Source organism: Streptomyces tibetensis (assembly GCF_007655005.1).
Lineage (GTDB): Bacteria > Actinomycetota > Actinomycetes > Streptomycetales > Streptomycetaceae > Streptomyces > Streptomyces tibetensis.
In genome coordinates this window covers 148,532-173,275 of record NZ_SZVW01000021.1, presented here as the reverse complement: position 1 = coordinate 173,275, position 24,744 = coordinate 148,532, and the positions used below count along the sequence as shown (strand labels likewise).

The window sequence follows — 24,744 nt, the reverse complement described above, 5'->3', positions numbered from 1 at the left end:
GGCCCCCGCACCCGCGGCGCCCCCGGCCCCCGCGCCCCAGCCCGCCGCGCAGGGTTTCGCGCCCCCGCCCGGCCCCACCCCACCTCCGGCCCCGGCGCCCCAGGTGCACGCCGCCCCGACCATCGCCGCGCCCCTGCACACCCCGCCCGGTGGCTCCCCGGTGCCGCCCCCGGCCCCGGCCCCCGCGCCGTACGGCCAGCCCGGCCAGCAGCCCCCGCAGTACGGCCAGGTACCCGGCCAGACGGCCCCGCCGCCTCCCGGCTACGGCCAGCCCCAGGCACCTCATCCGCCACAGGCGCCCCACGCCCCGGCCCCGCCCCCCGGCTACGGCCAGCCCACGCCGCCCCCGGGCTACGGCCAGCAGCAGCCGCCGTTCGGTCAGGCACCCTACGGAGCCCCGCAGGGCGCTCCCCAGGGCGTTCCCCAAGGCGCTCCCCAGGGTCCCGGCGTCTCCGCCGCGCTCCAGCAGTTCAAGGAGACCCCCACCGGGCAGCGCTGGACGCAGCAGAACAAGAAGCTCGTCCGCGTCGACCTCGGCATCGGCGGACAGCCCGTACTGGCCCGGCAGGGCAGCATGGTGCTCTACCAGGGCAAGGTCGACTTCAGCTACAAGGGCGCCGGCTTCGCCGGCCGGATCGTGGGCAACGCGACCGGCCAGGAGATGCAGCTGATGCGCTGTACGGGGCAGGGGCAGGTGTTCCTCGCCGAGAACTCGACGATGCTGCACCCCCTGGAGCTGCAGGGCGACGCCGTCTGTGTCTCCGCCGAGAACGTCCTCGCGTTCGACGAGAGCCTCACCTACGAGGTCCGCCGCATCGAGGGCCACGGCATCCCCGGCGGCGCACTGTTCACCATGCAGTTCCAGGGCACCGGCACCATCGTCGTGAAGACGCACGGCACGCCCGTCGTGCTGCCCGTCACGCCCACCACGTTCGCCGACTGCAACGCCGTGGTCGCCTGGTCGGCCGCCGCCCAGGTCGTCGTCTCCAGCCAGGTGCGGATGCGCCGCAACGCCTACCCCGGTGACACGGGGGAGAGCGTCAACCTCCAGTTCCGGGGAGCGCCCGGCAACTTCATCGTCGTCCAGCCGTACGAGGTCTGAGGGAGCCCGTCATGACACAGCAACTCGCGGGCCACGCCCCCGCACCCGTCACCGCCCGCATGGAGAACCACGGCAACCACATGCTGAAGGTCGCCATGCAGACCGGGAACGACCTCCTCGCGCGCGTGGGGTCGATGGTCGCCTACGAAGGGTTCGTGCAGTACGAGCCCAACCCGCCGGCCGTGCGCCAGATCGCCAAGGACTGGATGACCGGTGAGGGCGCGCCCCTGATGAAGTGCTCCGGCGACGGCCTGCTCTACCTCGCCGACTACGGGGCGAACGTCGTCGTCATCAACCTCAACGGCGACGGCATCTCGGTCAACGCCACCAATCTGCTGGCCTTCGACGCCCACCTCACCTGGGGCGTGGAGCGGGTCAAGGGTCTGGCGAAGTTCGCCGGGCAGGGCCTTTGGAACACCAAGATCTCCGGGCAGGGCTGGGTCGCGCTGACCTCCCGGGGCAAGCCCATCGTCGTCGACTGCGGAGGCGGCGACGACGAGACCTACGTCGACCCCGACGCGCTCGTCGCCTGGTCCCCGAACCTCAAGGTGAAGGGCAAGCGCAGCTTCCGGGCCCAGTCGCTGATCGGCCGCGGCAGCGGCGAGGCCTACCAGATGGCCTTCTCCGGTCAGGGCATCGTCGTCGTCCAGCCCAGCGAGGACAGCACCGACCGACTCCGGGTCCGGGGCTGAGGGGGAGCCACACGTCATGCAGAGCCCGATTTTCGCCTACAGCGAGCAGCAGACCCAGGAACGCTGGAGCCTGCAGAACAAGCAGATGCTGCGCGTCACCCTGGAGGGCCACGACGACGTCCTGGCCCGCAAGGGCACCATGGTCGCCTACCAGGGCCTCGTCGAGTTCGACGCCGAGTTCCAGAGCAACCAGCAGTCCCGCGCGCGTGCGCGGACCGGGGAGGGCCTCGACCTGATGCGCTGCCACGGGCAGGGCACGGTGTACCTCGCCAACCTCAAGCAGCACGTCCACGTCATGGACGTGGACCAGGACGGCCTCACCGTCGACAGCAGCTATGTGCTGGCGATGGACTCCTCCCTGCACCACGAGGTCATCGCCGTGGACAGCCTCTACGGCATCTCCGGCTCCGGGAAGTACCAGCTCAACATCACCGGCCGGGGCAAGGTCGCCCTGATGACCTCCGGGATGCCGCTGCTGATGCAGGTGACGCCCGACAAGTACGTCAACTGCGACGCCGACGCGATCGTCGCCTGGTCGACGAGCCTGAGGGTGCAGATGCAGGCCCAGACGCACTCCTCCGGGGTGTGGAGGCGGCGCGGCAGCACGGGTGAGGGCTGGGAGCTGAGCTTCATGGGCACCGGCTACGCGCTGGTCCAGCCGAGTGAGCTGCTGCCGCCGCAGGGCGCCCAGATCGGCTCGGGTCTGGCCGCGCAGTACGGCATGGGCCAGCAGGGGGCCAGGGGGCAGAACCAGGGCAACGTCTGGAGCTGAGCGCTCCGCGGGTTCGGCGATTCGGGAGCGGGGCTGTCCGGTCTCGCTCGGGCCGCGAACCGCCCGTGGCTGTACGGTCTCGTTCAGCCCGCGGGCCGTCCGGGCTCGCTCGCGCAGTTCCCCGCGCCCCTGACGGGGCGCAGCCCACTGTCAGGATCGACATGTAAGGGGCGGCCGCAAGAGCGGTCGCCCCTTACCGATGTTCAGGTCCCGAGCCTCGCGCGGGTCGCCGCCAGCAACTGCACGACCGACTCGTCCGCCACCTCCGCGACCTCGTCGTACCCGAACCAGCGCACGTCGAGCGACTCGTCGCTGATCGCGTGCGTGGCCTCCGGCGGGGCCACGACCGCGTACTGGACGTCGAAGTGGCAGTGGCACGGTGGCGGGATCGGATGCCGGTCCAGGCGCACCGGTCCGCCGGGCAGCAGGGTGAGCCCCGGGACGCCGGATTCCTCCGTCGCCTCACGCAGGGCCGCGTCCGCCAGGGACGCGTCGCCCGGCTCGCAGTGGCCGCCCATCTGGAGCCACATCCGCAGCTTCTTGTGCAGGGTCAGCAGCACCCGGTCGCCCTCGGGGTCGATCACCAGGGCACTCGCCGTGATGTGGCCCGCGTGGCAGGCCTTCCACAGGCCGTCCGGGTGCTCCGCCAGGTGGTCCAGATAGGCCTGGCGCAGCTCAGTCTGGTCCTCGTACCCCTTCAGTACGAGGACCGCGTCGTCGTACAGGCTCACCCGGCGTCGTCGCCCTTGTTCTCGTCCTCGCCGTCGTCCTTCTTCTTGAGGTCGGGCTTGTCCGCTGCTTCGCCGAGCATCTTGTCCAGCTCGGAGAAGTCGATCTGCTCGCGGTGCACGAAGCCGTCCGGGTCGTCCAGGTCGGTCGCCGTCGGAAGCATGTCCGGGTGGTGCCACAGGGCGTCCCGGCCGTCGACACCGCGCGCGTCGGTGAGCGAGGCCCACAGACGGGAGGCATCCCGCAGGCGGCGCGGGCGCAGCTCCAGGCCGATCAGCGTGGCGAACGTCTGCTCGGCCGGGCCGCCCGAGGCGCGGCGGCGGCGCAGCGTCTCGCGCAGGGCGTCGGCGGATGCCAGGCGGGGCTTCGCGGCGGCGTGGACCACCGCGTCCACCCAGCCCTCCACGAGCGCCAGAGCCGTCTCCAGACGGGCCAGGGCGGCTTTCTGCTCGGGCGTGTCCTCCGGCTGGAACATGCCCTGCTGGAGGGCCTCCTGCAGCTGCTCCGGGTTCTGCGGGTCGAACTGGCCGACGACGTCCTCCAGCTTGGCCGTGTCGACCTTGATCCCGCGGGCGTAGCCGTCGACCGCGCCGAACAGATGCGAGCGCAGCCACGGCACGTGCGCGAAGAGGCGCTGGTGGGCGGCCTCGCGCAGGGCGAGATACAGCCGCACCTCTTCCTGGGGCACGCTCAGGTCCTTGCCGAACGTCTCGATGTTCACCGGCAGCAGCGCGGCCTTGCCGGCCGGGCCGAGCGGAAGGCCGATGTCGGACGAGCCGACGACCTCGCCGGCGAGCACGCCGACGGCCTGCCCGATCTGCGTGCCGAACATCGCGCCGCCCATCGAGCGCATCATGCCGATCAGCGGGCCGGCCATGGCCTGCATCTCTTCCGGCAGGACGTCGCCCATGGCGGTGCCGACGCGCTCGGCGACCGGGTCGACGAGTTCCTTCCAGGCGGGCAGGGTCGCCTCGACCCACTCCGCGCGGCTCCAGGCCACCGCGGAGGCGGCGCCGGAGGGCAGCGACGTGGCGTCGTCGAGCCACAGGTCGGCCAGGCGGACGGCTTCCTCGACGCCCTTGCGGTCGGCGGGGCCGACGCTGGCGTCCTTGGTGCCGTCAGGACTGCCTTGGGAGACCGTCTGGCGGGCGATCTGCTTGGCCATGTCCCAGTTCACCGGGCCGCCCTCGTAGGAGAGCATCTGGCCCAGCTGCTGGAACGCGGCGCCCAGGTCGGTGGGGTTCAGCGACCCGAACATGGCTGCGAACGGATTGTCCGCACCGGGGCCGCCGGGGCCACCGGGGCCTGAGCCGAAGCCTCCGGCTCCGGGCAGGCCGCCAAATCCGAACGGGTTGGCCGGTCCCTGACCACCACCGCTCTGCTGGTCCTTCTTCTTGCCCTCGTCGCCGTCGTCCGGCTCCTCCGGCGGAAGGCCGAATCCGAATGGGGTGTCACTCACGGGATTCCTCGGCTGGTAGGGCCGCCGGTTCTTTCCGGCGGCACGGCTGCCCGACAACACCACCCAGCGTAGACACCCGGGGCGGATCGGGCCTCGGTGCTTCGCCGACTGACGGCCTGCGGCAGGATGGATGCCACCTGGTACGCACGCGTCGGACGCGCTCGTACTGAAGACAACCGCTGGAGACGCCCGGTGAGTTCCCCAGATCCGCAGGTTCGCGCAGCGCGAAACCAGTCAACCAGTTCCGCGAGTCCCGCGGCGCGCGGACCCGTCGTCGCGGTCACCGGCGCCGCGTACGGCGTCGGAGCCCTGCTCACGGAGCAGCTCGCCGCATCCGACGAGGTCAAGCAGGTCGTCGCCATCGACGAGCGGCGCGGCGAGTGCGCGGCGGCCCAGTGGCACATTTTGGACGTACGGGATCCGGCCATCGCGGACAAGCTGCGCGGGGCCGACGTGGTGGTGCACCTGGCGCTGGATCTCGACCTGGAAACCGACGCAGCCGCCCGAACGGCCTACAACGTACGGGGGACGCAGACCGTCCTGACGGCCGCCGCGGCTGCCGGAGTGCACCGGGTCGTGCTGTGCACCTCGGCGATGGTCTACGGCGCGCTGCCCGACAACGAGCTGCCGCTGTCGGAAGACGCCGAGCTGCGCGCCACGGCCGAGGCGACGGGCGTCGGCGACCTGCTGGAGATCGAACGGCTGGCGCGGCGCGCGCCCCGGGCGCACCCCGGGCTCAATGTCACCGTGGTTCGGCCCGCTGTGCTGGTGGGAGGCACCGACACCGCGTTGACCAGGTACTTCGAGTCGCCCCGGCTCCTGGTCGTGGCAGGGTCGCGGCCCGCGTGGCAGTTCTGCCACGTCGAGGATCTGTGCAGCGCGCTGGAGTACGCCGTTCTGGAGAAGGTCGAGGGGGAACTGGCCGTCGGCTGTGACGGCTGGCTGGAGCAGGAGGAGGTCGAGGAGCTCAGCGGGATCCGGCGGATGGAGCTGCCGTCGGCGGTCGCGCTGGGTGCGGCGGCGCGACTGCACCGCATCGGCCTCACCCCCTCCCCGGCCGGGGACCTGGCGTACACGATGTACCCCTGGGTGGTGAGCGGCAGCCGGCTGCACGACGCCGGGTGGCGGCCGCAGTACACCAACGAGGAGGTGCTGGCGGAACTCCTGGAGGAGGTCTCCGGCCGGCACACGGTCGCCGGGCGCCGGCTGGGCCGCAAGGACGCGACGGCCGCGGGTGCGGCCGGTGCGACGGTGGCCCTGCTGGGTGCGGCGGCGGTGGTGCGGCGGGCGCGAAAGGCCCGGCGGCGGATCTGAGGGGCGCCTGTACGGGAAACGCCGCGGAAGGCGGCCCTGTAGGAGGCTCCAAACGCGTACGCGCGCGTGCCGGTCGATAGCTCTATTCCGTGCCGTCGGTCGCGTGCGGCACGATGGAGGCATGGCTACCACGAACGATCACCCCGGTGAGCAGGCCGCGCAGGACCCGATCAAGCTGATCGGGATCCGGGACTCGGCTCTCTCCCTGGACGAGGTGTTCCGGGCCGTCGGGGACGACGCGGCCGGAGGCACCGCGCTCTTCGTGGGAACCGTGCGGAACCACGACGAGGGCGCCGACGTCGACGAGCTGGGGTATTCCTGCCACCCCAGCGCCGAGGCCGAGATGCGGCGCATCGCGGAGAAGGTCGCCGCCGAGTTCCCGGTGCGGGCCCTGGCGGCCGTGCACCGCGTGGGGGACCTGCGGGTCGGGGACCTCGCCGTGGTCGTCGCCGTCTCGTGCCCGCATCGCGGAGAGGCCTTCGAGGCCTGCCGGAAGCTGATCGACGACCTCAAGCACGAAGTGCCCATCTGGAAGCACCAGAAGTTCTCCGACGGCACCGAGGAGTGGGTCGGCGCGTAGCGCTGGTCCTGAGGGGCGGGTGACGGGAGGGCGGGTCGGACCGTAGCGGTGTCCCGAGGGGTGGTGGCCGGGTGCCGTGGCCGGGTCGGGGCCTGCCGATCCCGGCGGTCGCCTTCCGGTTGCGTAACCGCACCCCTGGCGTGAGCGTTGTCACTGCGGATCGTTAATCTGCTGATCAGTCAGTTGCGGATGCTCAAAGGGGTTGGAGGTCGGCATGGCGGCGCTCGCCTGGTTGCTGATTCCGCTTGTGGCTGCCATCGGCGCGGGACTCTGGGGCAGTTGGGCCCACCGGACCCGCAAGGCCCGCAACGACGGGCCGGAGCTCACCGGCTACGCCCGCTTCCGTGAGGCCATGGAGAAGCCCCGCCCGGGCGCCTGACGGCAGAGGAATCAGCAGGTCACAAGCGTTGTGGAGGGCAGGGCCGCCTCGGACGGGCGGCCCTGACGGTGCGCTGACAGGACCGTCCCGTACTGTCGACTCATGCCACGCCGCACCGCGACGATGCTCGCCTCCACCCTGATGCTGATCGCGCTCCTGTGCGCGGGAGTGTTCATCCCCGTGCCCTATTCGGAGATGTCCCCGGGGCCGACGGTGAACACGCTGGGCGACCACGACGGCGAGCCGGTGCTGCAGATCGCGGGCAAGAAAACGTATGCGACCAGTGGCCATCTGAACATGACGACGGTCCGGGTCACGAGCGCCGACTACCGGATGAACCTGGTCGAAGCCGTCTACGGCTGGCTCGCGCACGACAACAAGGTCGTGCCGCACGAGACGCTCTACCCGGACGGCAAGACCGAGGAGCAGTCCACCCAGGAGAACGCCGAGGAGTTCAGCCAGTCCCAGGAGAGCGCCAAGGTCGCCGCCCTGAAGCAGCTGGACGTTCCGGTGAAGTCCTGGGTGATCGTCTCCACGGTCGTCAAGGGGTCCCCGGCCGAGGGCAAGCTGCACGCGGGAGACGTGATCAAGGCCGTGGACGGTACGGCGGTGAAGGAGCCCGCCGACGTCGCGAAGCTCGTCACCAAGCACAAGCCGGGCCAACAGGTCCGCTTCACGATCGTGCCGGCCAAGGAGCAGGCCGCCGCGGAGAAGGAGAAGCGGACGCCGACCGAGACGCAGGACATCACGATCACCACCACGACGTCCGACGACACCGGTGAGAAGCGGGCCATCGTGGGGATCTCCGCCGGGACCGACCACACGTTCCCCTTCACCATCGACATCAAGCTCGCCGACGTCGGCGGGCCGAGCGCCGGTCTGATGTTCGCGCTCGGCATCTACGACAAGCTCACCCCGGGCAGCCTGACCGGTGGCGCGTTCGTGGCCGGCACCGGCACGATCGACGACGCCGGCAAGGTCGGGCCGATCGGCGGCATCGAGATGAAGACCGTGGGTGCGCGGGCCAAGGGCGCGAAGTACTTCCTCACGCCCGCCGACAACTGCGCGGCCGCCGCCAAGGACACCCCCGACGGTCTCACCCTGATCAAGGTGGGCACCATCAAGGACGCCCTGGGAGCCCTGAAGGACATCCGCGGCGGCGACACCGCGGATCTGCCGAAGTGCGGCAAGTAGGCCGGGGACCAGGGGTCCGGTAAAGCCGGACCCCACGGTCGTTCGGGCTACTCCTCGAAGGTCGCCGCCAGCGCCTCCGCCAGCCCCGGAACCAGGTCCGAACCGGTCAGGACCTCGGTGGGGGAGTCCTTCTCGCGCAGCCGCAGGGCCGACTCACGCGTGCCGTCGCGCAGGACCGCGACCGTCATGCGGACCTCCTGGCGGTCCGGGTGGTCCGCCACCCACTTCGTGAGCTCGGCCTCGCTCAGACCCTTCGGAACCTGGGCCTCCGCGGACGGCGGCAGCATCAGGCGCTCCACGGCGAGGGCGCAGCCGACCACCGCGTCGGGCCAGGCGATGGTGGCGAGGAACTCGTCGAGCGGCTTGCCCGTTGGAACTTCATCCTGCTCGATCGGGGTGAGGCCGGAGTTCTCCGGCTCGTCCCCCAGGCCGAGCCGGTCCGCGAGCGAGGGCTGTTCGGCACGAAGCCGTGCGGTGTCGACGAGGGCGAAAAGGCGGGCTGGCTGGTCCCAGCCGAGGCCGGAGACGTACTCGTCGATCTCGAGAACGGCCCGGGTGAGCGGGTTCGCAGCCATGGGAGTGTTGGACATGGTCACAATCCTCTCTCGTTCCTGACCGGAATCGGGAACCGAGTAAACGGTGAGTAAGTTGCATAGGTGGGGGCCCGCGATCACGGGGGCCACGCACGGTCCGTGAAGACGCGGGCCTGACGAATCAACAGCGAACTTCGAGGTGCGCACCTTGGCTTTCCAGATGCCGGACCGCGGCGGAGGCCCTTCGGGGCCGCGGATCAGAGTGGGCCGCCCGTCCCGGCGTGTCCGGACCCTGCTCATGACGCTGGGCGTCCTGGCCGTTCTCGGCATGGCGTTCACCATGTTCGCGGGCTTTTGGACGGACTGGCTCTGGTACCGCTCGGTGAACTACTCCTCGGTCTTCACCACCACCCTGTGGACCAAGATCGGGCTCTTCTTCGTCTTCGGCCTGCTCATGGCTCTCGCCGTCGGCTTCAACATCTGGCTGGCGCACCGGCTGCGGCCACCGCTGAGCGCCATGTCGATGGAGCAGCAGAACCTCGACCGCTACCGGATGGGCATCGCGCCCTACAAGAAGTGGCTGCTGTTCGGGATCACCGCCCTCGTGGGCCTGATCGCCGGAGCCTCTGCCTCCGGCCAGTGGCGGACGTGGCTGATGTGGGTCAACGGCGTGCCCTTCGGGCAGAAGGACCCCCAGTTCAAGCTGGACGTCTCCTTCTACGCCTTCGACCTGCCCTGGTACCGGTTCCTGCTCGGCTTCGGCTTCGCCGCCGCGATCCTTTCCGTGATCGCCGCCGCGCTCACGCACTACCTGTACGGCGGGCTGCGCGTCACCAGCCCCGGCGCCCGCGCAACGGCCGCGGCCACCGGGCACCTGTCGGTGCTCATCGGCATCTTCGTCGCCCTCAAGGCGGTCGCGTACTGGCTCGACCGGTACGGACTCGCGGTGAAGTCCAGCGACTTCAGGGCGACCGACAACTGGACGGGCCTGAGGTACGTCGACGCCAACGCCTACCTGCCGGCCAAGACGATCCTGTTCTGCATCGCCGTCATCTGCGCGCTGCTGTTCTTCGCCACCATCTGGCGGCGCACGTGGCAGCTGCCCGTGATCGGCTTCGGCCTGATGGTGCTCTCCGCGATCCTCATCGGCGGCCTGTACCCGGCGATCGTGCAGAAGTTCCAGGTCCAGCCGAACGAGCAGGCCAAGGAAGCGCCGTACGTCGAGAAGAACCTCGAGGCCACGCGCAAGGCGTACGGCATCGACGGCACCAAGGTCACCGACTACTCGGGCACGAGCAAGACCGAGGACAAGACCACCCTGCGCGACGACGTCCCGTCCACAGCGAGCATCCGGATCATGGACCCGAACATCGTCTCGCCGACGTTCCAGCAGCTCCAGCAGATTAGGAACTACTACGCGTTCCCGACCAACCTGGACGTCGACCGGTACGCCAAGGACGGCAAGGACCAGGACACGGTCATCGGTCTGCGTGAGCTGAACCTCGCGGGCATCCCGAAGAAGAACTGGATCAACAACCACTTCCGTTACACGCACGGCTACGGAGTGGTCGCCGCCGAGGGCACCAGCGCCGACGCCCAGGGCCGACCGAACTTCACCGAGTCCGACCTGCCCTCCGAGGGCGACCTCGGCACGTACGAGCAGCGGGTCTACTACGGCGAGAAGACCACCACGTACTCGATCGTCGGCGGTCCCCAGAAGGAGATCGACTACTCCGACGACAACGGCGAGAAGACCACCAGCTACAAGGGCGACAGCGGGGTCAACCTCTCCAACCCGGTCAACCGGGCCGCGTACGCGGTGGCGTTCGGAGAGCCGCAGATCCTGTACTCCGGGGCCATCGGCGAGGGTTCACGGATCCTGTACAACCGCACGCCCAAGGAGCGCGTCGAGGCGGTCGCCCCCTGGCTGACCATCGACGGTGACGCCTATCCGGCGGTCGTGGACGGCCGGATCCAGTGGATCGTCGACGCGTACACGACGACGAACGGCTACCCGTACTCCTCGCGTACGACTCTCGGCGACACCACGGCGGACTCGCTGACCGCCACCAACGACAACCGCGCGGTGGTGGCCCAGCAGAACCAGGTCAACTACATCCGCAACTCGGTGAAGGCGACCGTCGACGCGTACACCGGCAAGGTCAAGCTCTACCAGTGGGACACCAAGGACCCGGTTTTGAAGACCTGGATGAAGGCCTTCCCGGACACGGTGGAGCCCAAGGGCGACATCTCCAAGGACCTGATGGACCACCTGCGCTACCCGCAGGACCTGTTCAAGGTCCAGCGGGAGCTGCTCACGCGCTACCACGTGAAGGACGCCACGACGTTCCTCAGCGGCAGCGAGGTGTGGCAGGTGCCGGACGACCCGACGAACCGGTCGGGCAGCGCGGTGCCGCCGTACTACCTGAGCATGAAGATGCCCGACCAGAAGGCGCAGGCGTTCTCGCTGACGACGACCCTCACGCCCAACGGCCGGGACAACCTCAGTGCGTTCATGGCGGTCGACGCCGAGGCGGGCACCAGTGACTACGGCAAGATCAGAATCCTGAAACTGCCGACCAACACCACGGTCAACGGACCCAAACAGGTCCAGAGCCAGTTCAACTCCCAAGAGGACATCGCCGAGTCCATCAGGCTCCTGAGAGGTGGCGACTCCGAAGTCGAGTACGGCAACCTGCTGACGGTGCCGCTCGACGGGGGACTGCTGTACGTGGAGCCGGTCTACGTACGCGGTGGTGGACTGAAGTACCCCCTGCTGCGCAAGGTGCTGGTCACCTACGGAGGCCAGACCGCCTTCGAGAACACCCTCGACGAGGCCCTCAACAAGGTCTTCGGAGCGGACGGCCCGACCACCGAGCCACCGGACGAGGGCGGCGACACGACGCAACCACCGCCGACGTCGGACAACCCGACGGTCCAACAGGCCCTGCAGGATGCCCAGAAGGCGTTCGACGAGGGTCAGGAGGCCCTGAAGAAGAACGACTGGGAGGCGTACGGCAAGGCGCAGAAGGACCTTGAGGACGCCCTGCAGCGGGCCGAGGACGCACAGTCCGAGGCGAGCCGGGCGGGCGGTTCCGGGGGCGGCGAAAGCAAGCCCAGCGGCAAGCCGAGCGGAAGTCCGAGTCCCAAGCCGAGCAGCTAGCGCCCTGGCCTGGTCAAATGCCCGTCCCGCGCCGTGATACGGTTGTGAACACAACGGCGCGGGGTGGAGCAGCTCGGTAGCTCGCTGGGCTCATAACCCAGAGGTCGCAGGTTCAAATCCTGTCCCCGCTACTGAAGTCGCGATGTCCGAGTGACGGAGCGGCACCGAAGGCCCGGATTCCACAAAGGAATCCGGGCCTTCGTGATGTGTGAACGCATGTGCTGGCGCAGTCTGTGGCCGCGCCGCCGGGGGGAGTTGGCCGATCTGTGTTTGACTTGTCTCTCTGTGGGCATGTCGACAAAACGCTGAAGTGACCTCACTGGCTGCGGTATACCAGGTGTACCCAGGTTGCAGGTGGTGCGACGATGGACGTTATGGGGGACAAGGCAACTCTGTTCGAGACAGGGCGTTTTGTGCAGCCTTCCAGCCGGGAGGACACCGAGACCCCGGACGAGACCGGGGAGATCGCCGACGAGGCGGCCGAGGAGCTGCGTCAGCGGCTGGCCGCCGAGGCCGGCGACGTCGAAGCGATGAGTGTCCTCGGGGCCATGCTGCTGCGCCGTGGTGATCTCGACGGTGCCGAGCCTCATCTGCGTGCCGCCACCGCCGCGGGCGACCGGGCGGCCGCCAACAACCTGGGAGTCCTCCTGCACCAGCGGGGGTACGCCGACGAGGCCGCCGGATGGTGGCGGATCGCCGCCGTCGCCGGATCCACGGCGGCCGCACACGCCCTCGGGCGGCACCACCGCGAGCGCGGCGACGAGCCCGCCGCCGAGTACTGGCTGCGCCAGTCCGCCGAACAGGGCCACACGCTGGGCGCATACGCGCTCGCCGATCTGCTGGAGCACCGCGGTGACGCCGGGGCCGTGCAGTGGATGCGGGTCGCGGCCGAGCGCGGGCACCGGGAGGCGGCGTACCGGCTGGCGCGGGCGCTGGACCGGCAGGCGGCGCGGGAAGCCGACGGCGACAACGGTGTCCAGGCGCCCGAGGAGGCCGAGCAGTGGTACCGGCAGGCTGCGGCACGTGGCCACCGGCGGGCCGCGCTGCAGCTCGGGACGATCCTGGAGAGGCGTGGTGAACTCAAGGAGGCCGGGCGCTGGTACCTGACCTCCGCCAAGGACGGGGAGGCGCGCGCCGCCTGTGCGCTCGGCTTCCTGCTGCGCGACGCGGGCGACACCGAGAACGCCGCCGTGTGGTGGCTGCGGGCCGCCCAGGACGGCGACGGCAACGCGGCGAACGCGCTGGGGGCGCTGCACGCCGAGCGGGGCGAGACCCAGACCGCCGAGCGGTGGTACCGGGCCGCGATGGACGCGGGTGACGTGAACGGCGCGTACAACCTCGGTCTGCTCTGCGCCGAGCAGGGGCGCACCCCGCAGGCCGAGCAGTGGTACCGGCGCGCGGCCTACGCCGGGCACCGGGAAGCGGCGAACGCGCTGGCGATCCTGTTGCTGCGGGGCGGTGACGAGACGGGCGCGGAGCCGTGGTTCTCCAAGGCCGCCGAGGCCGGGAGCGTCGACGCCGCCTTCAACCTCGGCATCCTGCATGCCGGCCGGGGCGAGGAGGAGGCCGCGTTGCGCTGGTACGAGCGTGCCGCCGCAGCCGGCCACACCGAGGCGGCGCTCCAGGTCGGTATGGCAAGGCTGCGGGAAGGGGACGAGCAGGAGGCCGAGCGGCACCTGCGGTGTGCGGCCGGGGGCGGGAGCTCCGAGGCCGCGTACCGGCTGGCGACCGTGCTCGACGCGCGGCGGCCGCCGGAGCCCGCGCACGAGCTCGGGGAGCCGGTGCACCGGCGGAGCGAGTGCGAGGAGTGGTACGAGCGGGCCGCCTCCCAGGGGCACCGGCGGGCGCAGGTGCGGGTCGGCATGCTGGCGGCGGCCCGGGGTGATGTCGTCGAGGCCGCTCGGTGGTACCGGGAGGCGGCCGAGGCCGGATCCCGCAACGGCGCGTTCAATCTCGGGCTGCTGCTGGCCAGGGAAGGGAGCGAGCCCGAGGCGGCGGTGTGGTGGACGCGGGCAGCTGACGCCGGGCACGGGCGGGCGGCGTTGCGGCTGGCCCTGGTCTACGCGCGTCGGGGTGAGCTGGCGGAGGGGCAGCGCTGGGCTGACCGGGCCGTGTCGCTGGGCCCGGCGTCCGTCGCCGAAAGGGCGGAGCGGCTCAGGGATGCGCTGCGGCAGGAGCTGTCCGCGTGAGGCGTCGCTGCTGGGACCGGGCGGGGGCCGCCGGACTATGGATTTGCATCCATCCTCTGCGGTGACGTAACGTTGCATTCACCGACGCGGGGTGGAGCAGCTCGGTAGCTCGCTGGGCTCATAACCCAGAGGTCGCAGGTTCAAATCCTGTCCCCGCTACTGAAGGCCGAGGGCCGGAATCCGAAAGGGTTCCGGCCCTCGGTGTTTCTGGTCCGCAGGGTTCCGGCCCTCAGTGTTTCTGGTCCCCGGTGTTCCGGCCCTCGGTGTTTATGAAACTCGGTGTGTCTGGCCCTCGATGTTCGGGCCGCAGCGCTCGCGGACTCAGCGTCTTCAGCCTCCGTGTCTTCGCATCGTGCGACAACGGCAGCAGTGAGCCCCGGCACCCATGGGTGCCGGGGCTTTCGTGTTCGTGTGCGAGGGCTAGGCGGCGGCGCAGTTCGGGCAGACGCCGCGGTACGTCACCTCGACGTCCGAGACCGTGAAGCCGAAGCGCTCGGTGTCGGGGAGGTCGGCCAGCGGGTTGCCGGTCGGGTGGACGTCGCGGATCGCGCCGCACTGGGCGCAGACCAGGTGGTGGTGCGGCTGGTGGGCGTTCGGGTCGTACCGCTTGGCACGCTGGTCCGTGGAGACCTCGAGCACCTCGCCGAGGGTCACCAGTTCGCCCAGGGTGTTGTAGACGGTCGCCCTGGAGATCTCGGGCAGCTTGGCGACGGCCCGTGCATGGACCTCGTCGGCCGTCAGATGGACGTGTTCGCCGTCGAGGACCTCAGCCACGACACGCCGCTGCGCGGTCATCCGCCATCCGCGTCCGCGCAGCCGTTCCAGAAGGTCACTCATAGCCACCAGCCTAACAGCAAAAGAGACCAGGTCCCGAACAGGTGTGAGTTTAGATCCCTGCCTGCTTTAGACGTTGTCTAGGATCGAGGGTGGCATCGTGGAGCGGGCGATCGACGACTTCCGTCGGGCCGACGGGGGCTATGGCAAGCGGCGGGAGGTCGCTGTCCGGGCCCTGTGCGGCTGGACTCCGGCGCAGGACCGCTTGCGGTGGCGGACGGGCCGGGTCCCATTCGGGGTCCGGCCCGTCCGCGTCGTCACGCCGGAACCTGCTGTCGTGCCGGTGCCCAGCAGCGGATGATGTCGCGGACCGACACGATGCCGACGGGCTCGCCGCCGTCCAGCACGATGAGGTGCCGGAAGCCGCCGTGTGCCATGGCGGCCGCCGCCTCCTCCAAAGTCCAGGCCGGGGTGGCGAACACGACGTTGTTGGTGGTGTGGGTGTGGGCGCGCTCCGTGTCCGGGTCCTGGCCCAGGCCTACGGAGTTGAGGATGTCGCGTTCGGTGAGGATGCCGATGCCGCCGGCGTCGGGGTCGTGGACCACCGCCGCCCCCACCTTGCGCGCGGACATCAGCGATGCGGCCTGGCGCAGGGTGTGGGTCGGGCCGATCGTGAGGACGACGGTGCTCATGGCGTCACGGACGAGCATGGATGGAGCCACCTCCTGGGAGTCTCCCCACCGTTCGTTCAGGGTTTCACAAATTCACAAGTGGGGGACTCCCAGGGTGGCAGGTAAAGGGAGGGTCAACAAGGGGGCGCTCGGTAACAACGGGGGGCTCAGTAGCGCTGGTTGAGAAATCCCAGCAACTCGTCGTGCAGCAGGCCGTTCGACGCGGCCGCGTTGCCGCTGTGGGGGCCGGGGCGGGCGTCGAGGCCGGTGAAGGTGCCGCCGGCCTCCGTGACGACGATGGCAGTGGCGGCCATGTCCCAGAGGGACAGCTCCGGCTCGGCACACATGTCGACGGCGCCTTCGGCCACCATCATGTACGGCCAGAAGTCGCCGTACGCGCGGGTGCGCCACACCTCGCGCGTCAGGTCCAGGAAGCCGTCCAGGCGGCCCTGTTCCTCCCAGCCGCTGAGCGAGGAGTACGCCAAGGACGCGTCGGAGAGCTTGGAGACGCGGGAGACCTGCAGCCGGGACGCCTTGGTGAGGCTGCGGCCGGAGAACGCGCCGTGGCCCTTCGCGGCCCACCAGCGGCGGCCGAGGGCGGGAGCGGAGACGACACCGACGACGGGCTGGAAGCCGCCCTCACCGGCCTCCATCAGTGAGATGAGAGTGGCCCACACGGGCACGCCTCGCACATAGTTCTTGGTGCCGTCGATCGGGTCGATCACCCAGCGGCGGGGGCCGGAGCCCTCGACGCCGTACTCCTCGCCGAGGATCGCGTCTCTGGGACGGGCGCGCTGGAGGTGGCCGCGAATGAGCTCCTCTGCGGCCTTGTCCGCCTCGCTCACCGGGGTCATGTCCGGTTTGGTCTCGACCTTGAGGTCGAGGGCCTTGAAGCGGTCCATCGTCGCGGCGTCGGCGGCGTCGGCGAGGACGTGGGCGAGACGCAGGTCGTCGAGGTAGTCGGGCATGCAACGAACCTATCTGCCGAGGTGGGGATGGGGCTACCGGGGGTTTGTGAGGGTGGGGGAGGGGTTTGGGCGAGGCGTGGGGGCGCCGGGTCAGTGATCCGGACTCTGTTCCTCCGCGCCGCCCGCAGCCGGCCCGGGCTTGGCGTGGAGGATGTCGCGTGCCTGCTCCGCGGCTCGGGCGGTGCTCTCGGAGACGAAGTCGAGGAAGCGGGCGACGTTCTCGAGGCGGGTGGCGGCCTGGGTGCCGGGGCCGAGGACGCCGACGCCCTGCCGGGCGATGTCGACGACCTGGGCGATGGCCCGGGCGCTGGCCATCATCGACCGGTACCAGACGTCGTCGTCGACGACGTAGCGCTCGCGGCGGCCCTCGTCCGCCTCCCGGCGGACGAGGCCCTGGCTGTCGAGGTACGCGATCGCCTTGGAGACGGACGCCGGACTGACCTGGAGCCGCTGGGCGAGTTCGGACGCGGTGAGGCTGCCCGCGTCGGTCAAGCAGAGGCAGGCCATGACCCGGGACATCATCTTGGGCATGCCCGATCCGATGAGGACGGTGGTGAACGTCTCCTCGTACTCGCGCACGGCCTCGGCGTCCCGCCCGTCGGTCTGCGGGGGTGCCTTCGGGTCCCGGTGTGCGGCCTGCTTGCGGCGTGTGCGCCGTTCCGTGGCGCGGTGGGCCAGGTCGGCGCGGTAGGCCGCGGGGCCGCCGTTGCGCATGACCTCGCGGGTGACCGTCGAGGTCGGGCGGTCCAGGCGCCGGGCGATCTCCGCGTAGGCGAGGCCGTCGGCCAGCCCCAGCGCGATCTGCTGACGTTCCTGCTGGGCGAGTCTGCCTCCCGGCATCGTGGCCTCCTTCGTGCTGGGCGATGACCGCACCATAGCGTTCACCGACACATCATTGCAACGGACCAACAGGTTCTGTTGCGTTCGACGGCAAGCTCGTTGCAATGATTAATCGGCTCTGAGCTGCAAATACTTGATTTGTGTGCAACGAAGTCGTTGTCGGTTTCGTGAAGGCAACGTAGCTTTTCCCTCATCGGAAACGACGCACCGCGAGAATCCAAGGAGAGCACGATGCAGAAGTTCGACACCCCCGCCACCGTCTCGGCCGTCCTCGACATCCCCGCCGGACGCATCCGCTTCATCGCCGCCGACCGGGCCGACACCACCGTCGAGGTCCTGCCCGCGGACGCGTCCAGGAGCCGCGACGTGAAGGCGGCCGAGCAGATCGAGACCACCTACGACGACGGTGTCCTTCGCGTCACGGCCCCCGCGGCCAAGAACCGCGTCCTCGGCCACTCCGGATCCGTCGAGATCACCGTGCAGCTGCCCGCCGGATCCCACATCGAGGCGAAGGCCGCCGCCGCCGAACTGCGCGGCGTCGGACGGCTCGGCGACGTCGTCTTCGAGGCGGCGCAGGGCTCGGTCAAGCTCGACGAGACTCACGGCGCCCGCCTCACCCTGCTCGCCGGCGACATCGAGGTCGGCCGCCTCGGCGGCACCGCGCAGATCAGCACCCAGAAGGGCGACCTCCGCATCGCCGAGGCCGTACGCGGCACCGTCGCGCTGCGCACCGAGCAGGGCGACATCTCGGTCGGCGCCGTCCACGGCGTCTCCGCCGCCCTGGACGCCGGCACCGGCTACGGCCGCATCCACAACACCCTCAAGAACGCCGACGGCGCCGCCGCCGGCCTGACCATCCACGCGACCACCGCGCACGGCGACATCACCGCCCGCAGCCTCTAGCAGCCCCCAGCCTGTCCGAAGGAGCACCTCTCATGACCGACCTGGCCATCGCGGCGAACGGGCTGCGGAAGTCCTACGGCGACAAGACCGTCCTGGACGGCGTCGACCTGGCCGTCCCGGAAGGGACGATCTTCTCCCTGCTCGGGCCGAACGGCGCCGGCAAGACCACCGCCGTCAAGATCCTCTCCACCCTCATCACCGCCGACGGCGGACAGGCCCAGGTCGCCGGCCACGACCTGTCCACCGACCCCCGGTCCGTACGCGCCGCGATCGGAGTCACCGGCCAGTTCTCCGCGGTCGACGGCCTGATCACCGGCGAGGAGAACATGCTCCTCATGGCCGACCTGCACCACCTGCCCACACGCGAGGGACGCCGCATCGCCGCCGAACTGCTGGAACGCTTCGACCTCACCGACGCCGCCGGCAAGCCCGCCTCCACCTACTCCGGCGGCATGAAACGCCGCCTCGACATCGCCATGACCCTGGTCGGCGACCCCAGCATCATCTTCCTCGACGAACCCACCACCGGCCTCGACCCCCGCGCCCGCCACAACCTGTGGCAGATCATCCGCGAACTCGTCACCGGAGGCGTCACCGTCTTCCTCACCACCCAGTACCTGGAGGAAGCCGACCAACTCGCCGACCGCATCGCCGTCCTCCACCACGGCACCCTCGCCGCCGAAGGCACCCCCGACCAGCTCAAACGGCTCATCCCCGGCGGACACATCCGGCTCCGCTTCACCGAACCGGCCGCCTACCGCGACGCCGCCGCCACCCTCATCGACACCACCCGCGACGACGACTCCCTCACCCTGCGCCTGGCCGGCGACGGCAGCCAGCGCCACCTGCGCACCACCCTCGACCGGCTCGACGCAGCCGGCATCGAAGCGGACGAACTCACCGTCCACACCCCCGACCTCGACGACGTCTTCTTCGCCCTGACCGGTGGCACCGCCGCCGGCATCCCCGACCAGCCCAAGGAGAACGCCCGATGAGTTCCCTCAGCCTCGCCCTGCGCGACTCCTCCACCATGCTGCGCCGCAACCTGCTCCACGCCCGGCGCTACCCCTCCCTCACCCTGAACCTCCTGCTCACCCCGATCATGCTGCTGCTGCTCTTCGTGTACGTCTTCGGCGACACCATGAGCGCCGGCATCAGCGGTGGCGGTCCGGACCGTTCCGCGTACATCGCCTTCGTCGTCCCCGGCCTGCTGCTGATGACCATCGGCAGCACCACCGTCGGCACCGCGGTCTCCGTCTCCAACGACATGACCGAGGGCATCATCGCCCGCTTCCGCACCATGGCGATCCACCGTGGGTCGGTGCTCATCGGGCATGTCCTCGGCAGCGTGCTGCAGGCGGTCGCCAGCGTGGTCCTGGTCGGAGCCGTCGGTGTGGCCATCGGCTTCCGCTCCACCGACGCCACCGTCCTGGAGTGGCTCGCGGCCTTCGGCCTGCTCGTCCTCTTCGCCACGGCGCTCACCTGGATCGCCGTCGGCATGGGCCTGGTCAGCCCGAACGCCGAGGCGGCGAGCAACAACGCGATGCCACTGATCCTGCTGCCGCTGCTGTCCAGCACCTTCGTCCCGCTCGACGCGATGCCGGGCTGGTTCCAGCCGATCGCCGAGTACCAGCCCTTCACCCCGGCCATCGAGACCCTGCGCGGCCTGCTCCTCGGAACCGAAATCGGCCACAACGGATGGCTCGCCCTCGCCTGGTGCCTGGGTCTCGCGGTGCTCGGCTACTTCTGGTCGACCTCGAAGTTCGACGGCGACCCGAGGTAGCCCCCCGTGACCACGCGGGCCGTGTCCCGCGAACGTCCCACCCCGGGGCGGCGTACACCGACAACCGGTCGGAGTGCGCCGCCCGTTCGTACGCACGCGGCCAGGACCCGGCGCACGGCGCACAGGTCAACGCCCCGCGCTACAAGGCCGAAACACGCCCCCATGCGCGCTCGCGAACCCTTGACAGTGGTTCCACGCGCGTCAAATCTGGGCGCAGAGCCGCTCGCCCCAAGGGGAGGCGAAGATGCCTGCAGCGCGGGAATCTCTACTGGACGCCGCTTACACGGCGCTCGTGCGCCGGCCGTGGTCCGCCGTACGGATGGTGGACGTGGCCGCGGCGGCAGGAGTGTCCCGGCAGACGCTCTACAACGAGTTCGGCAGCAAGGACGGTCTCGCCCGGGCACTCGTCAGGAGAGAGGCCGACGGATACCTCGCGGGGGTGGACCGTGCCCTCGCCGCGCACAGCGATCCGTGCGACCGGCTCACCGCCACCGCCGAGTGGACCGCCTCGGCGGCCCGGGGCAACGTCCTCGTCCGCGCCATGCTCACCGGCTGCTGGAGCGAGCGGCTGCCCGCCCCGGTCCTGACGGCGGTACCGTCCAGCTCCGCCGTACCGGCCCAGCGCCGCGCCGACGGGCCCCTGCCCTCACCCGGCGACTTCGTCACGCTCGTCCGCGACCGGGCCGTCACCCTCCTGGCCGGGCCCGCCACACCCAAGTCCGACACCGCCGAGCTGGCCCGCTCCTGCGAACTCGCCGTGCGGCTCGCCCTGTCCTGCGTGGCCGCACCACCCGGCGAGGGCGGCGTCGCCGACCTGGTCCGCAGCGCCCTTCCCCGGCAGGCCGACTGACGGGACGTCAGTGCGCGGAACCCGACAACTGCAGCCCGATCACACCGGCGATGACGAGACTGATCGACACGATCTTCAGTACCGACACCAGGTCACCCAGGAACACCATGCCGTAGATCGCCGTCCCAGCCGCCCCGATGCCGGTCCACACCGCATACGCCGGACCCACGTCGAGTCGTCTCAGCGCGAGGGTCAGCAGTCCGAAGCTGCCGAGGGCGAAAACGCAGAACGCGACCGTCGGCCAGAGCCTGGTGAAGCCGTGCGACAGCTTCAGACACACCGCGAAGCCGGTCTCGAGCAACCCGGCCACGATGACCAGCAGCCACGCCATGAGTCGTCCTCCCCGTATCCCACGTTCAGTGACCGCTTCATCAGTCCCAGCGCGCTCGTCAGGCTTTGGCCAGGCTTGCGTCCGGCTTGGGTGCGATTATGCACTTACCGTCCGCACGCCATGACAAACAACGCGGAGGTCAGTCGCCTTCCTTGCGCTCGCGCGTGGCCAGCAGCCGCCGCAGCGAATACAGCCGCGCAGGGTCCGCGTGCCCCTCGGCCACCCACGCGTCCAGCGCGCAGTCCCGCTCGTCGTGGCTGCACGCGCGCGGGCAGCCCTCGGTGCCCGGCTCCAGGTCGGGGAAGGCGAGGATGACCCGGGAGGGGTCCACGTGGTTGAGCCCGAAGGACCGCAGGCCGGGGGTGTCGATCACCCAGCCGTCGCCGCCCGAGAGCGGCAGCGCCAGCGCCGAGGTGGTGGTGTGCCGGCCGCGGCCCGTCACCGCGTTCACATGGCCCGTCGTACGCCGCCGCTCCTCGGGTACCAGCGCGTTCACCAGGGTCGTCTTGCCGACTCCGGAGTGGCCGACGAACGCGGTGATCTTGCCGTCGAGCTGCTCGCGCACCCGGGCGAGGGCGACCCCGCTCTCCAGTTCCGCTCGGCTGGTGACGACGTAGGGGATGTCGAGGTCGCCGTACAGCTCCAGCAGCTTCTCGGGTGGGGCGAGGTCCGACTTGGTCAGCACCAGCAGCGGATCCAGGCCACCGTCGTAGGCCGCGACCAGACAGCGGTCGATCAGCCGGGGGCGGGGCTCCGGGTCGGCCAGGGCGGTGACGACGGCCAGCTGGTCGGCGTTGGCGACGACCACCCGCTCGAACGGATCGTCGTCGTCCGCGGTGCGCCGCAGGACCGAGGTGCGTGCCTCGATGCGCACGATCCGCGCGAGGCTGTCCTTCTTGCCTGTCAGGTCGCCCACCAGGGCCACGCGGTCGCCGACCACCGCCGCCTTGCGGCCCAGCTCGCGGGCCTTCATCGCCATGACCACGCGGTCCTCGACGAGGCAGGTCAGACGGCCCCGGTCGACGGTGAGGACGAGTCCCTCGGCGGCGTCCTCGTGCTTGGGGCGGATGTTCGTCCGGGGCCGGGTGTTGCGGCGGCCCGGACGGGTGCGGATGTCGTCCTCGTCGGTGTGCTTGCCGTAGCGGCGCATGACCTGATCCCTGCGTCCTACGCCCCGAGCATCCCGGTCCACAGGTCGGGGAAGTCGGGCAGGGTCTTGGCCGTCGTCGCCACGTTCTCGATCTGCACGCCTTCCACCGCCAGCCCGATGATCGCGCCGGCCGTGGCCATGCGGTGGTCGTCGTAGGTGTGGAAGATCCCACCGTGCAGCCGACGCGGGCGGATGTGCAGACCGTCGGCGGTCTCCGTGACGTCGCCGCCGAGTTCGTTGATCTCCTTGGTCAGCGCGGCCAGCCGGTCCGTCTCGTGCAACCGCAGATGGGCCACGCCGCGCAGGGTCGACGGGGAGTCCGCGAGGGCCGCGACCGCCGCGATGCCCGGCGTCAGCTCGCCGACCTCACCGAGGTCGACGTCGATGCCGTGGATCGAGCCGGAGCCGGTGAACACCAGGCCGTACTCGGTCAGTTCGCAGGAGCCGCCCATCTCGGTGAAGATCTCGCGCAGCCGGTCGCCGGGCTGCGTGGTGCGGGAGGGCCAGTCCGGGACGACGACCTTGCCGCCCGTCACCAGGGCCGCCGCCAGGAACGGCTGCGCGTTCGACAGGTCCGGCTCGATGACCAGGTCCCGGCCGAGCAGGGCACCCGGCGAGACCCGCCAGACGTTCGGCTCGCCGCCCGACTCGGGCGTGTCCACCTGGGCGCCGACCGCGCGCAGCATGTCGACCGTCATGCGGATGTGCGGCATGGAGGGCAGCGTGGCGCCGGTGTGGCGGACCTCGACGCCCTGGTTGAAGCGCGGGCCGGACAACAGCAGGGCGCTCACGAACTGCGACGAGGAGGAGGCGTCGATGGCGACCGTGCCGCCGTCGAGGGCGCCGCTGCCGTGCACGGTCAACGGCAGCGCGCCGCGGCCGTCGTCGTCGATCCGGGCGCCGAGCTGACGCAGCGCGTCGATGACGCCGGTCAGGGGGCGCTCGTAGGAACGGGGGTCGCCGTCGAAGCGGACGGGGCCGTCGGCGAGCGTCGCCACCGGCGGCAGGAACCGCATCACCGTGCCGGCGTTGCCGACGTCGACCGTGGCCGGGCCGCGCAAGCCGGTGGGGAGCACCCGCCACGCCTCGCCCGTGCCGTCGGGGCCCACGCCTTCCTCGATCTCGATGCCCATCGTCCGCAGCGCGCCGGCCATCAGCAGGGTGTCGCGGGAGCGCAGGGGACGGCGCAGCCAGCCGGGCTCCGAGGCGAGGGAGGCGAGGACCAGGGCACGGTTGGTGACCGACTTGGACCCGGGCACGTGGACCGTCGCGTCGACGGCTCCGCTCGCGTGCGGGGCGGGCCAGAGGGCGGTGTCTGCGGTGTTCGGGGCCATGGCCCCACTTTATAAGCAGGCGGTCCTTCGGGTGCGGCGCCGTGGGGCCGGTCGCGAAGGCGGTCCTTCGGGTGCGGCGCCGTGGGGCCGCCTCGCGCCCGCGCGGCGGAGCCGCATGTCGGCACAGCCCCGCGCCCCTGTGTCATGCCGCCCCCTCGGGGCGCGTCACAACTCCAGCAGCCAGCGGCCCCCGCCGATCAGCGAGCACAGAGACACCGCGTGGAACAGGAAGAACCACAGCCCCGCCGGTACGTGCGTCAGCCGCGACAGCTGGTCCGCGTCCGAGTCCCCGGCACCGCCCCGGGCCCGCTTCGCCTGGAGCTCGAAGGCCGGCCGGACTCCGCCGATCAGCAGGAACCACACCACCGCGTACGCGAACGCAGCCTGGACCTGGGGTCCGGCCAGCCACGACACCAGCACGAACAGGCCGCCGGTGACGAGCATGGTCAGGGCGCCGTAGGCGTTGCGGATCATCACGAGCATGGCGAGCAGCAGGGCCGTCGCCAGCCACAGCAGGAGCGTGATGCGGCCGGCGCCGAGCAGGGCCGCGCCGCCGAGGCCCAGCAGGGGCGGGGCGGTGTAGCCGGCGGCCGCGGTGAGGATCATGCCGATGCCGTGCGGCTTGCCCCGGCTGACGGTCAGGCCGCTGGTGTCCGAGTGCAGGCGTATGCCGGTGAGGGTCCGGCCGGTGAGCAAGGCCACAAGCCCGTGACCACCCTCGTGGGCGATGGTGATGGCGTTGCGGGAGATGCGCCACAGGCCGTGCGGAACCACCACGGCGAGCGCGGCGCCCAGGGTCGCGATCACCACCCACAGATCGGGGTCGGGCTGCGTACCGGAGACCTCGTCCCAGAGGGAGGCGAGCGAGGCGGTTGCGGTGACGTCCATGTGTGGCGTTGGCTCCCTGTGGTCGATCGGGTGCGGCGCGCAGCGCCGTCGTCGCGGGGTGGTGGCCGGGTGACGGGTGGGCCTGGCAGTGTGGCACGTCTGTGCGGACGGTTGCTGAGACGCCGACCTGAGAGGGATCGTTCCCG

24 protein-coding genes and 2 tRNA genes are annotated in these 24,744 nt (G+C 70.6%); 15 read left to right on the top strand and 11 right to left on the bottom strand.

Going from position 1 to position 24,744, the window contains the following annotated elements:
- The 3 genes from FDO69_RS32040 to FDO69_RS32030 all read left to right on the top strand — a co-directional run.
- The coding region (locus FDO69_RS32040) for an AIM24 family protein (protein WP_138430229.1) at positions 1-1,102 on the top strand (1,102 nt) is incomplete at its 5' end.
- Between the two features lie 11 nt (positions 1,103-1,113).
- The gene (locus tag FDO69_RS32035; RefSeq protein ID WP_104785068.1) at positions 1,114-1,794 is read left to right on the top strand and encodes an AIM24 family protein; all 681 of its coding nucleotides are present in this window, start codon (positions 1,114-1,116) and stop codon (positions 1,792-1,794) included.
- A gap of 16 nt (positions 1,795-1,810) precedes the next feature.
- Entirely contained in the window at positions 1,811-2,566 is a 756-nt protein-coding gene (locus tag FDO69_RS32030) for an AIM24 family protein (RefSeq protein ID WP_104785065.1), read from the top strand.
- Positions 2,567-2,769: 203 nt separating this feature from the next.
- Here the strand turns inward: FDO69_RS32030 and FDO69_RS32025 are convergent, their stop codons facing one another.
- Together FDO69_RS32025 and FDO69_RS32020 are read right to left on the bottom strand one after the other, a co-directional pair.
- Positions 2,770-3,297, bottom strand: coding sequence for an NUDIX hydrolase (locus tag FDO69_RS32025; protein WP_104785062.1), 528 nt, complete (start codon positions 3,295-3,297; stop codon positions 2,770-2,772).
- On the bottom strand, positions 3,294-4,754 hold the full coding sequence (locus FDO69_RS32020; protein WP_104785059.1) for a zinc-dependent metalloprotease: 1,461 nt from the start codon (positions 4,752-4,754) through the stop codon (positions 3,294-3,296). The genes FDO69_RS32025 and FDO69_RS32020 overlap by 4 nt, the downstream gene beginning before the upstream one ends.
- 192 nt (positions 4,755-4,946) lie before the next feature.
- Between FDO69_RS32020 and FDO69_RS32015 the strand changes: the two genes are divergently transcribed.
- From FDO69_RS32015 to FDO69_RS32005, 4 genes are all read left to right on the top strand, one after another.
- Entirely contained in the window at positions 4,947-6,068 is a 1,122-nt protein-coding gene (locus tag FDO69_RS32015; protein WP_104785056.1) for an SDR family oxidoreductase, read from the top strand.
- A 121-nt stretch (positions 6,069-6,189) separates the two neighbouring features.
- Positions 6,190-6,648, top strand: a complete 459-nt coding sequence (locus tag FDO69_RS32010; RefSeq protein ID WP_104785053.1) for a molybdenum cofactor biosynthesis protein MoaE — start codon at positions 6,190-6,192, stop codon at positions 6,646-6,648.
- Positions 6,649-6,850: 202 nt separating this feature from the next.
- The gene (locus tag FDO69_RS41380) at positions 6,851-7,027 is read left to right on the top strand and encodes a hypothetical protein (RefSeq protein ID WP_159030670.1); all 177 of its coding nucleotides are present in this window, start codon (positions 6,851-6,853) and stop codon (positions 7,025-7,027) included.
- A 102-nt stretch (positions 7,028-7,129) separates the two neighbouring features.
- Positions 7,130-8,221, top strand: coding sequence for a YlbL family protein (locus FDO69_RS32005; RefSeq protein ID WP_104785050.1), 1,092 nt, complete (start codon positions 7,130-7,132; stop codon positions 8,219-8,221).
- A gap of 47 nt (positions 8,222-8,268) precedes the next feature.
- On the opposite strand, the gene FDO69_RS32000 is transcribed toward FDO69_RS32005, so the two are convergent.
- Positions 8,269-8,811: a PPA1309 family protein gene (locus FDO69_RS32000; RefSeq protein ID WP_234388190.1), complete on the bottom strand. Its 543-nt coding sequence runs from the start codon at positions 8,809-8,811 to the stop codon at positions 8,269-8,271.
- 163 nt (positions 8,812-8,974) lie between these two features.
- Here FDO69_RS32000 and FDO69_RS31995 point away from each other — a divergent pair, with 163 nt between their 5' ends.
- The 4 genes from FDO69_RS31995 to FDO69_RS31980 all read left to right on the top strand — a co-directional run bounded on the left by FDO69_RS31995 (position 8,975) and on the right by FDO69_RS31980 (position 14,265).
- Entirely contained in the window at positions 8,975-11,917 is a 2,943-nt protein-coding gene (locus FDO69_RS31995) for a UPF0182 family membrane protein (RefSeq protein ID WP_104785086.1), read from the top strand.
- Positions 11,918-11,974: 57 nt separating this feature from the next.
- Positions 11,975-12,048 (top strand) — tRNA-Met (locus FDO69_RS31990).
- A gap of 234 nt (positions 12,049-12,282) precedes the next feature.
- Positions 12,283-14,106, top strand: coding sequence for a tetratricopeptide repeat protein (locus tag FDO69_RS31985; RefSeq protein ID WP_170320971.1), 1,824 nt, complete (start codon positions 12,283-12,285; stop codon positions 14,104-14,106).
- Between the two features lie 85 nt (positions 14,107-14,191).
- A tRNA-Met gene (locus FDO69_RS31980) sits at positions 14,192-14,265 on the top strand.
- Between the two features lie 261 nt (positions 14,266-14,526).
- Here FDO69_RS31980 and FDO69_RS31975 read toward each other — a convergent pair.
- From FDO69_RS31975 to FDO69_RS31960, 4 genes are all read right to left on the bottom strand, one after another.
- A complete protein-coding gene (locus tag FDO69_RS31975) occupies positions 14,527-14,943 on the bottom strand; it encodes a Fur family transcriptional regulator (protein WP_062928973.1) in 417 nt (138 codons plus the stop codon).
- Between the two features lie 254 nt (positions 14,944-15,197).
- Positions 15,198-15,590, bottom strand: coding sequence for a CBS domain-containing protein (locus FDO69_RS31970; RefSeq protein ID WP_104785041.1), 393 nt, complete (start codon positions 15,588-15,590; stop codon positions 15,198-15,200).
- Between the two features lie 128 nt (positions 15,591-15,718).
- Complete coding sequence (gene hisN / locus FDO69_RS31965) at positions 15,719-16,519, bottom strand: histidinol-phosphatase (RefSeq protein WP_104785038.1); 801 nt, start codon at positions 16,517-16,519, stop codon at positions 15,719-15,721.
- A 90-nt stretch (positions 16,520-16,609) separates the two neighbouring features.
- Positions 16,610-17,359 carry a GbsR/MarR family transcriptional regulator gene (locus FDO69_RS31960; RefSeq protein ID WP_104785035.1) on the bottom strand — a complete coding sequence of 250 codons (750 nt, stop codon included), beginning with the start codon at positions 17,357-17,359 and terminating at the stop codon, positions 16,610-16,612.
- Positions 17,360-17,590: 231 nt separating this feature from the next.
- Between FDO69_RS31960 and FDO69_RS31955 the strand changes: the two genes are divergently transcribed.
- From FDO69_RS31955 to FDO69_RS31940, 4 genes are all read left to right on the top strand, one after another.
- Entirely contained in the window at positions 17,591-18,262 is a 672-nt protein-coding gene (locus FDO69_RS31955; protein ID WP_104785032.1) for a DUF4097 family beta strand repeat-containing protein, read from the top strand.
- Between the two features lie 32 nt (positions 18,263-18,294).
- Positions 18,295-19,257 carry an ATP-binding cassette domain-containing protein gene (locus tag FDO69_RS31950; protein ID WP_104785029.1) on the top strand — a complete coding sequence of 321 codons (963 nt, stop codon included), beginning with the start codon at positions 18,295-18,297 and terminating at the stop codon, positions 19,255-19,257.
- A complete protein-coding gene (locus FDO69_RS31945; protein WP_104785026.1) occupies positions 19,254-20,045 on the top strand; it encodes an ABC transporter permease in 792 nt (263 codons plus the stop codon). The genes FDO69_RS31950 and FDO69_RS31945 overlap by 4 nt, the downstream gene beginning before the upstream one ends.
- 244 nt (positions 20,046-20,289) lie before the next feature.
- Entirely contained in the window at positions 20,290-20,895 is a 606-nt protein-coding gene (locus FDO69_RS31940) for a TetR/AcrR family transcriptional regulator (protein ID WP_104785023.1), read from the top strand.
- Positions 20,896-20,902: 7 nt separating this feature from the next.
- Here the strand turns inward: FDO69_RS31940 and FDO69_RS31935 are convergent, their stop codons facing one another.
- From FDO69_RS31935 to FDO69_RS31920, 4 genes are all read right to left on the bottom strand, one after another.
- Entirely contained in the window at positions 20,903-21,226 is a 324-nt protein-coding gene (locus FDO69_RS31935) for a DMT family transporter (RefSeq protein WP_104785020.1), read from the bottom strand.
- 139 nt (positions 21,227-21,365) lie between these two features.
- The gene (gene rsgA / locus FDO69_RS31930; RefSeq protein ID WP_104785017.1) at positions 21,366-22,376 is read right to left on the bottom strand and encodes a ribosome small subunit-dependent GTPase A; all 1,011 of its coding nucleotides are present in this window, start codon (positions 22,374-22,376) and stop codon (positions 21,366-21,368) included.
- A gap of 17 nt (positions 22,377-22,393) precedes the next feature.
- Positions 22,394-23,710, bottom strand: coding sequence for a 3-phosphoshikimate 1-carboxyvinyltransferase (gene aroA / locus FDO69_RS31925; RefSeq protein ID WP_104785014.1), 1,317 nt, complete (start codon positions 23,708-23,710; stop codon positions 22,394-22,396).
- Positions 23,711-23,875: 165 nt separating this feature from the next.
- A complete protein-coding gene (locus FDO69_RS31920) occupies positions 23,876-24,598 on the bottom strand; it encodes a M50 family metallopeptidase (RefSeq protein ID WP_104785011.1) in 723 nt (240 codons plus the stop codon).
- Between the last annotated feature and the right edge of the window lie 146 nt (positions 24,599-24,744).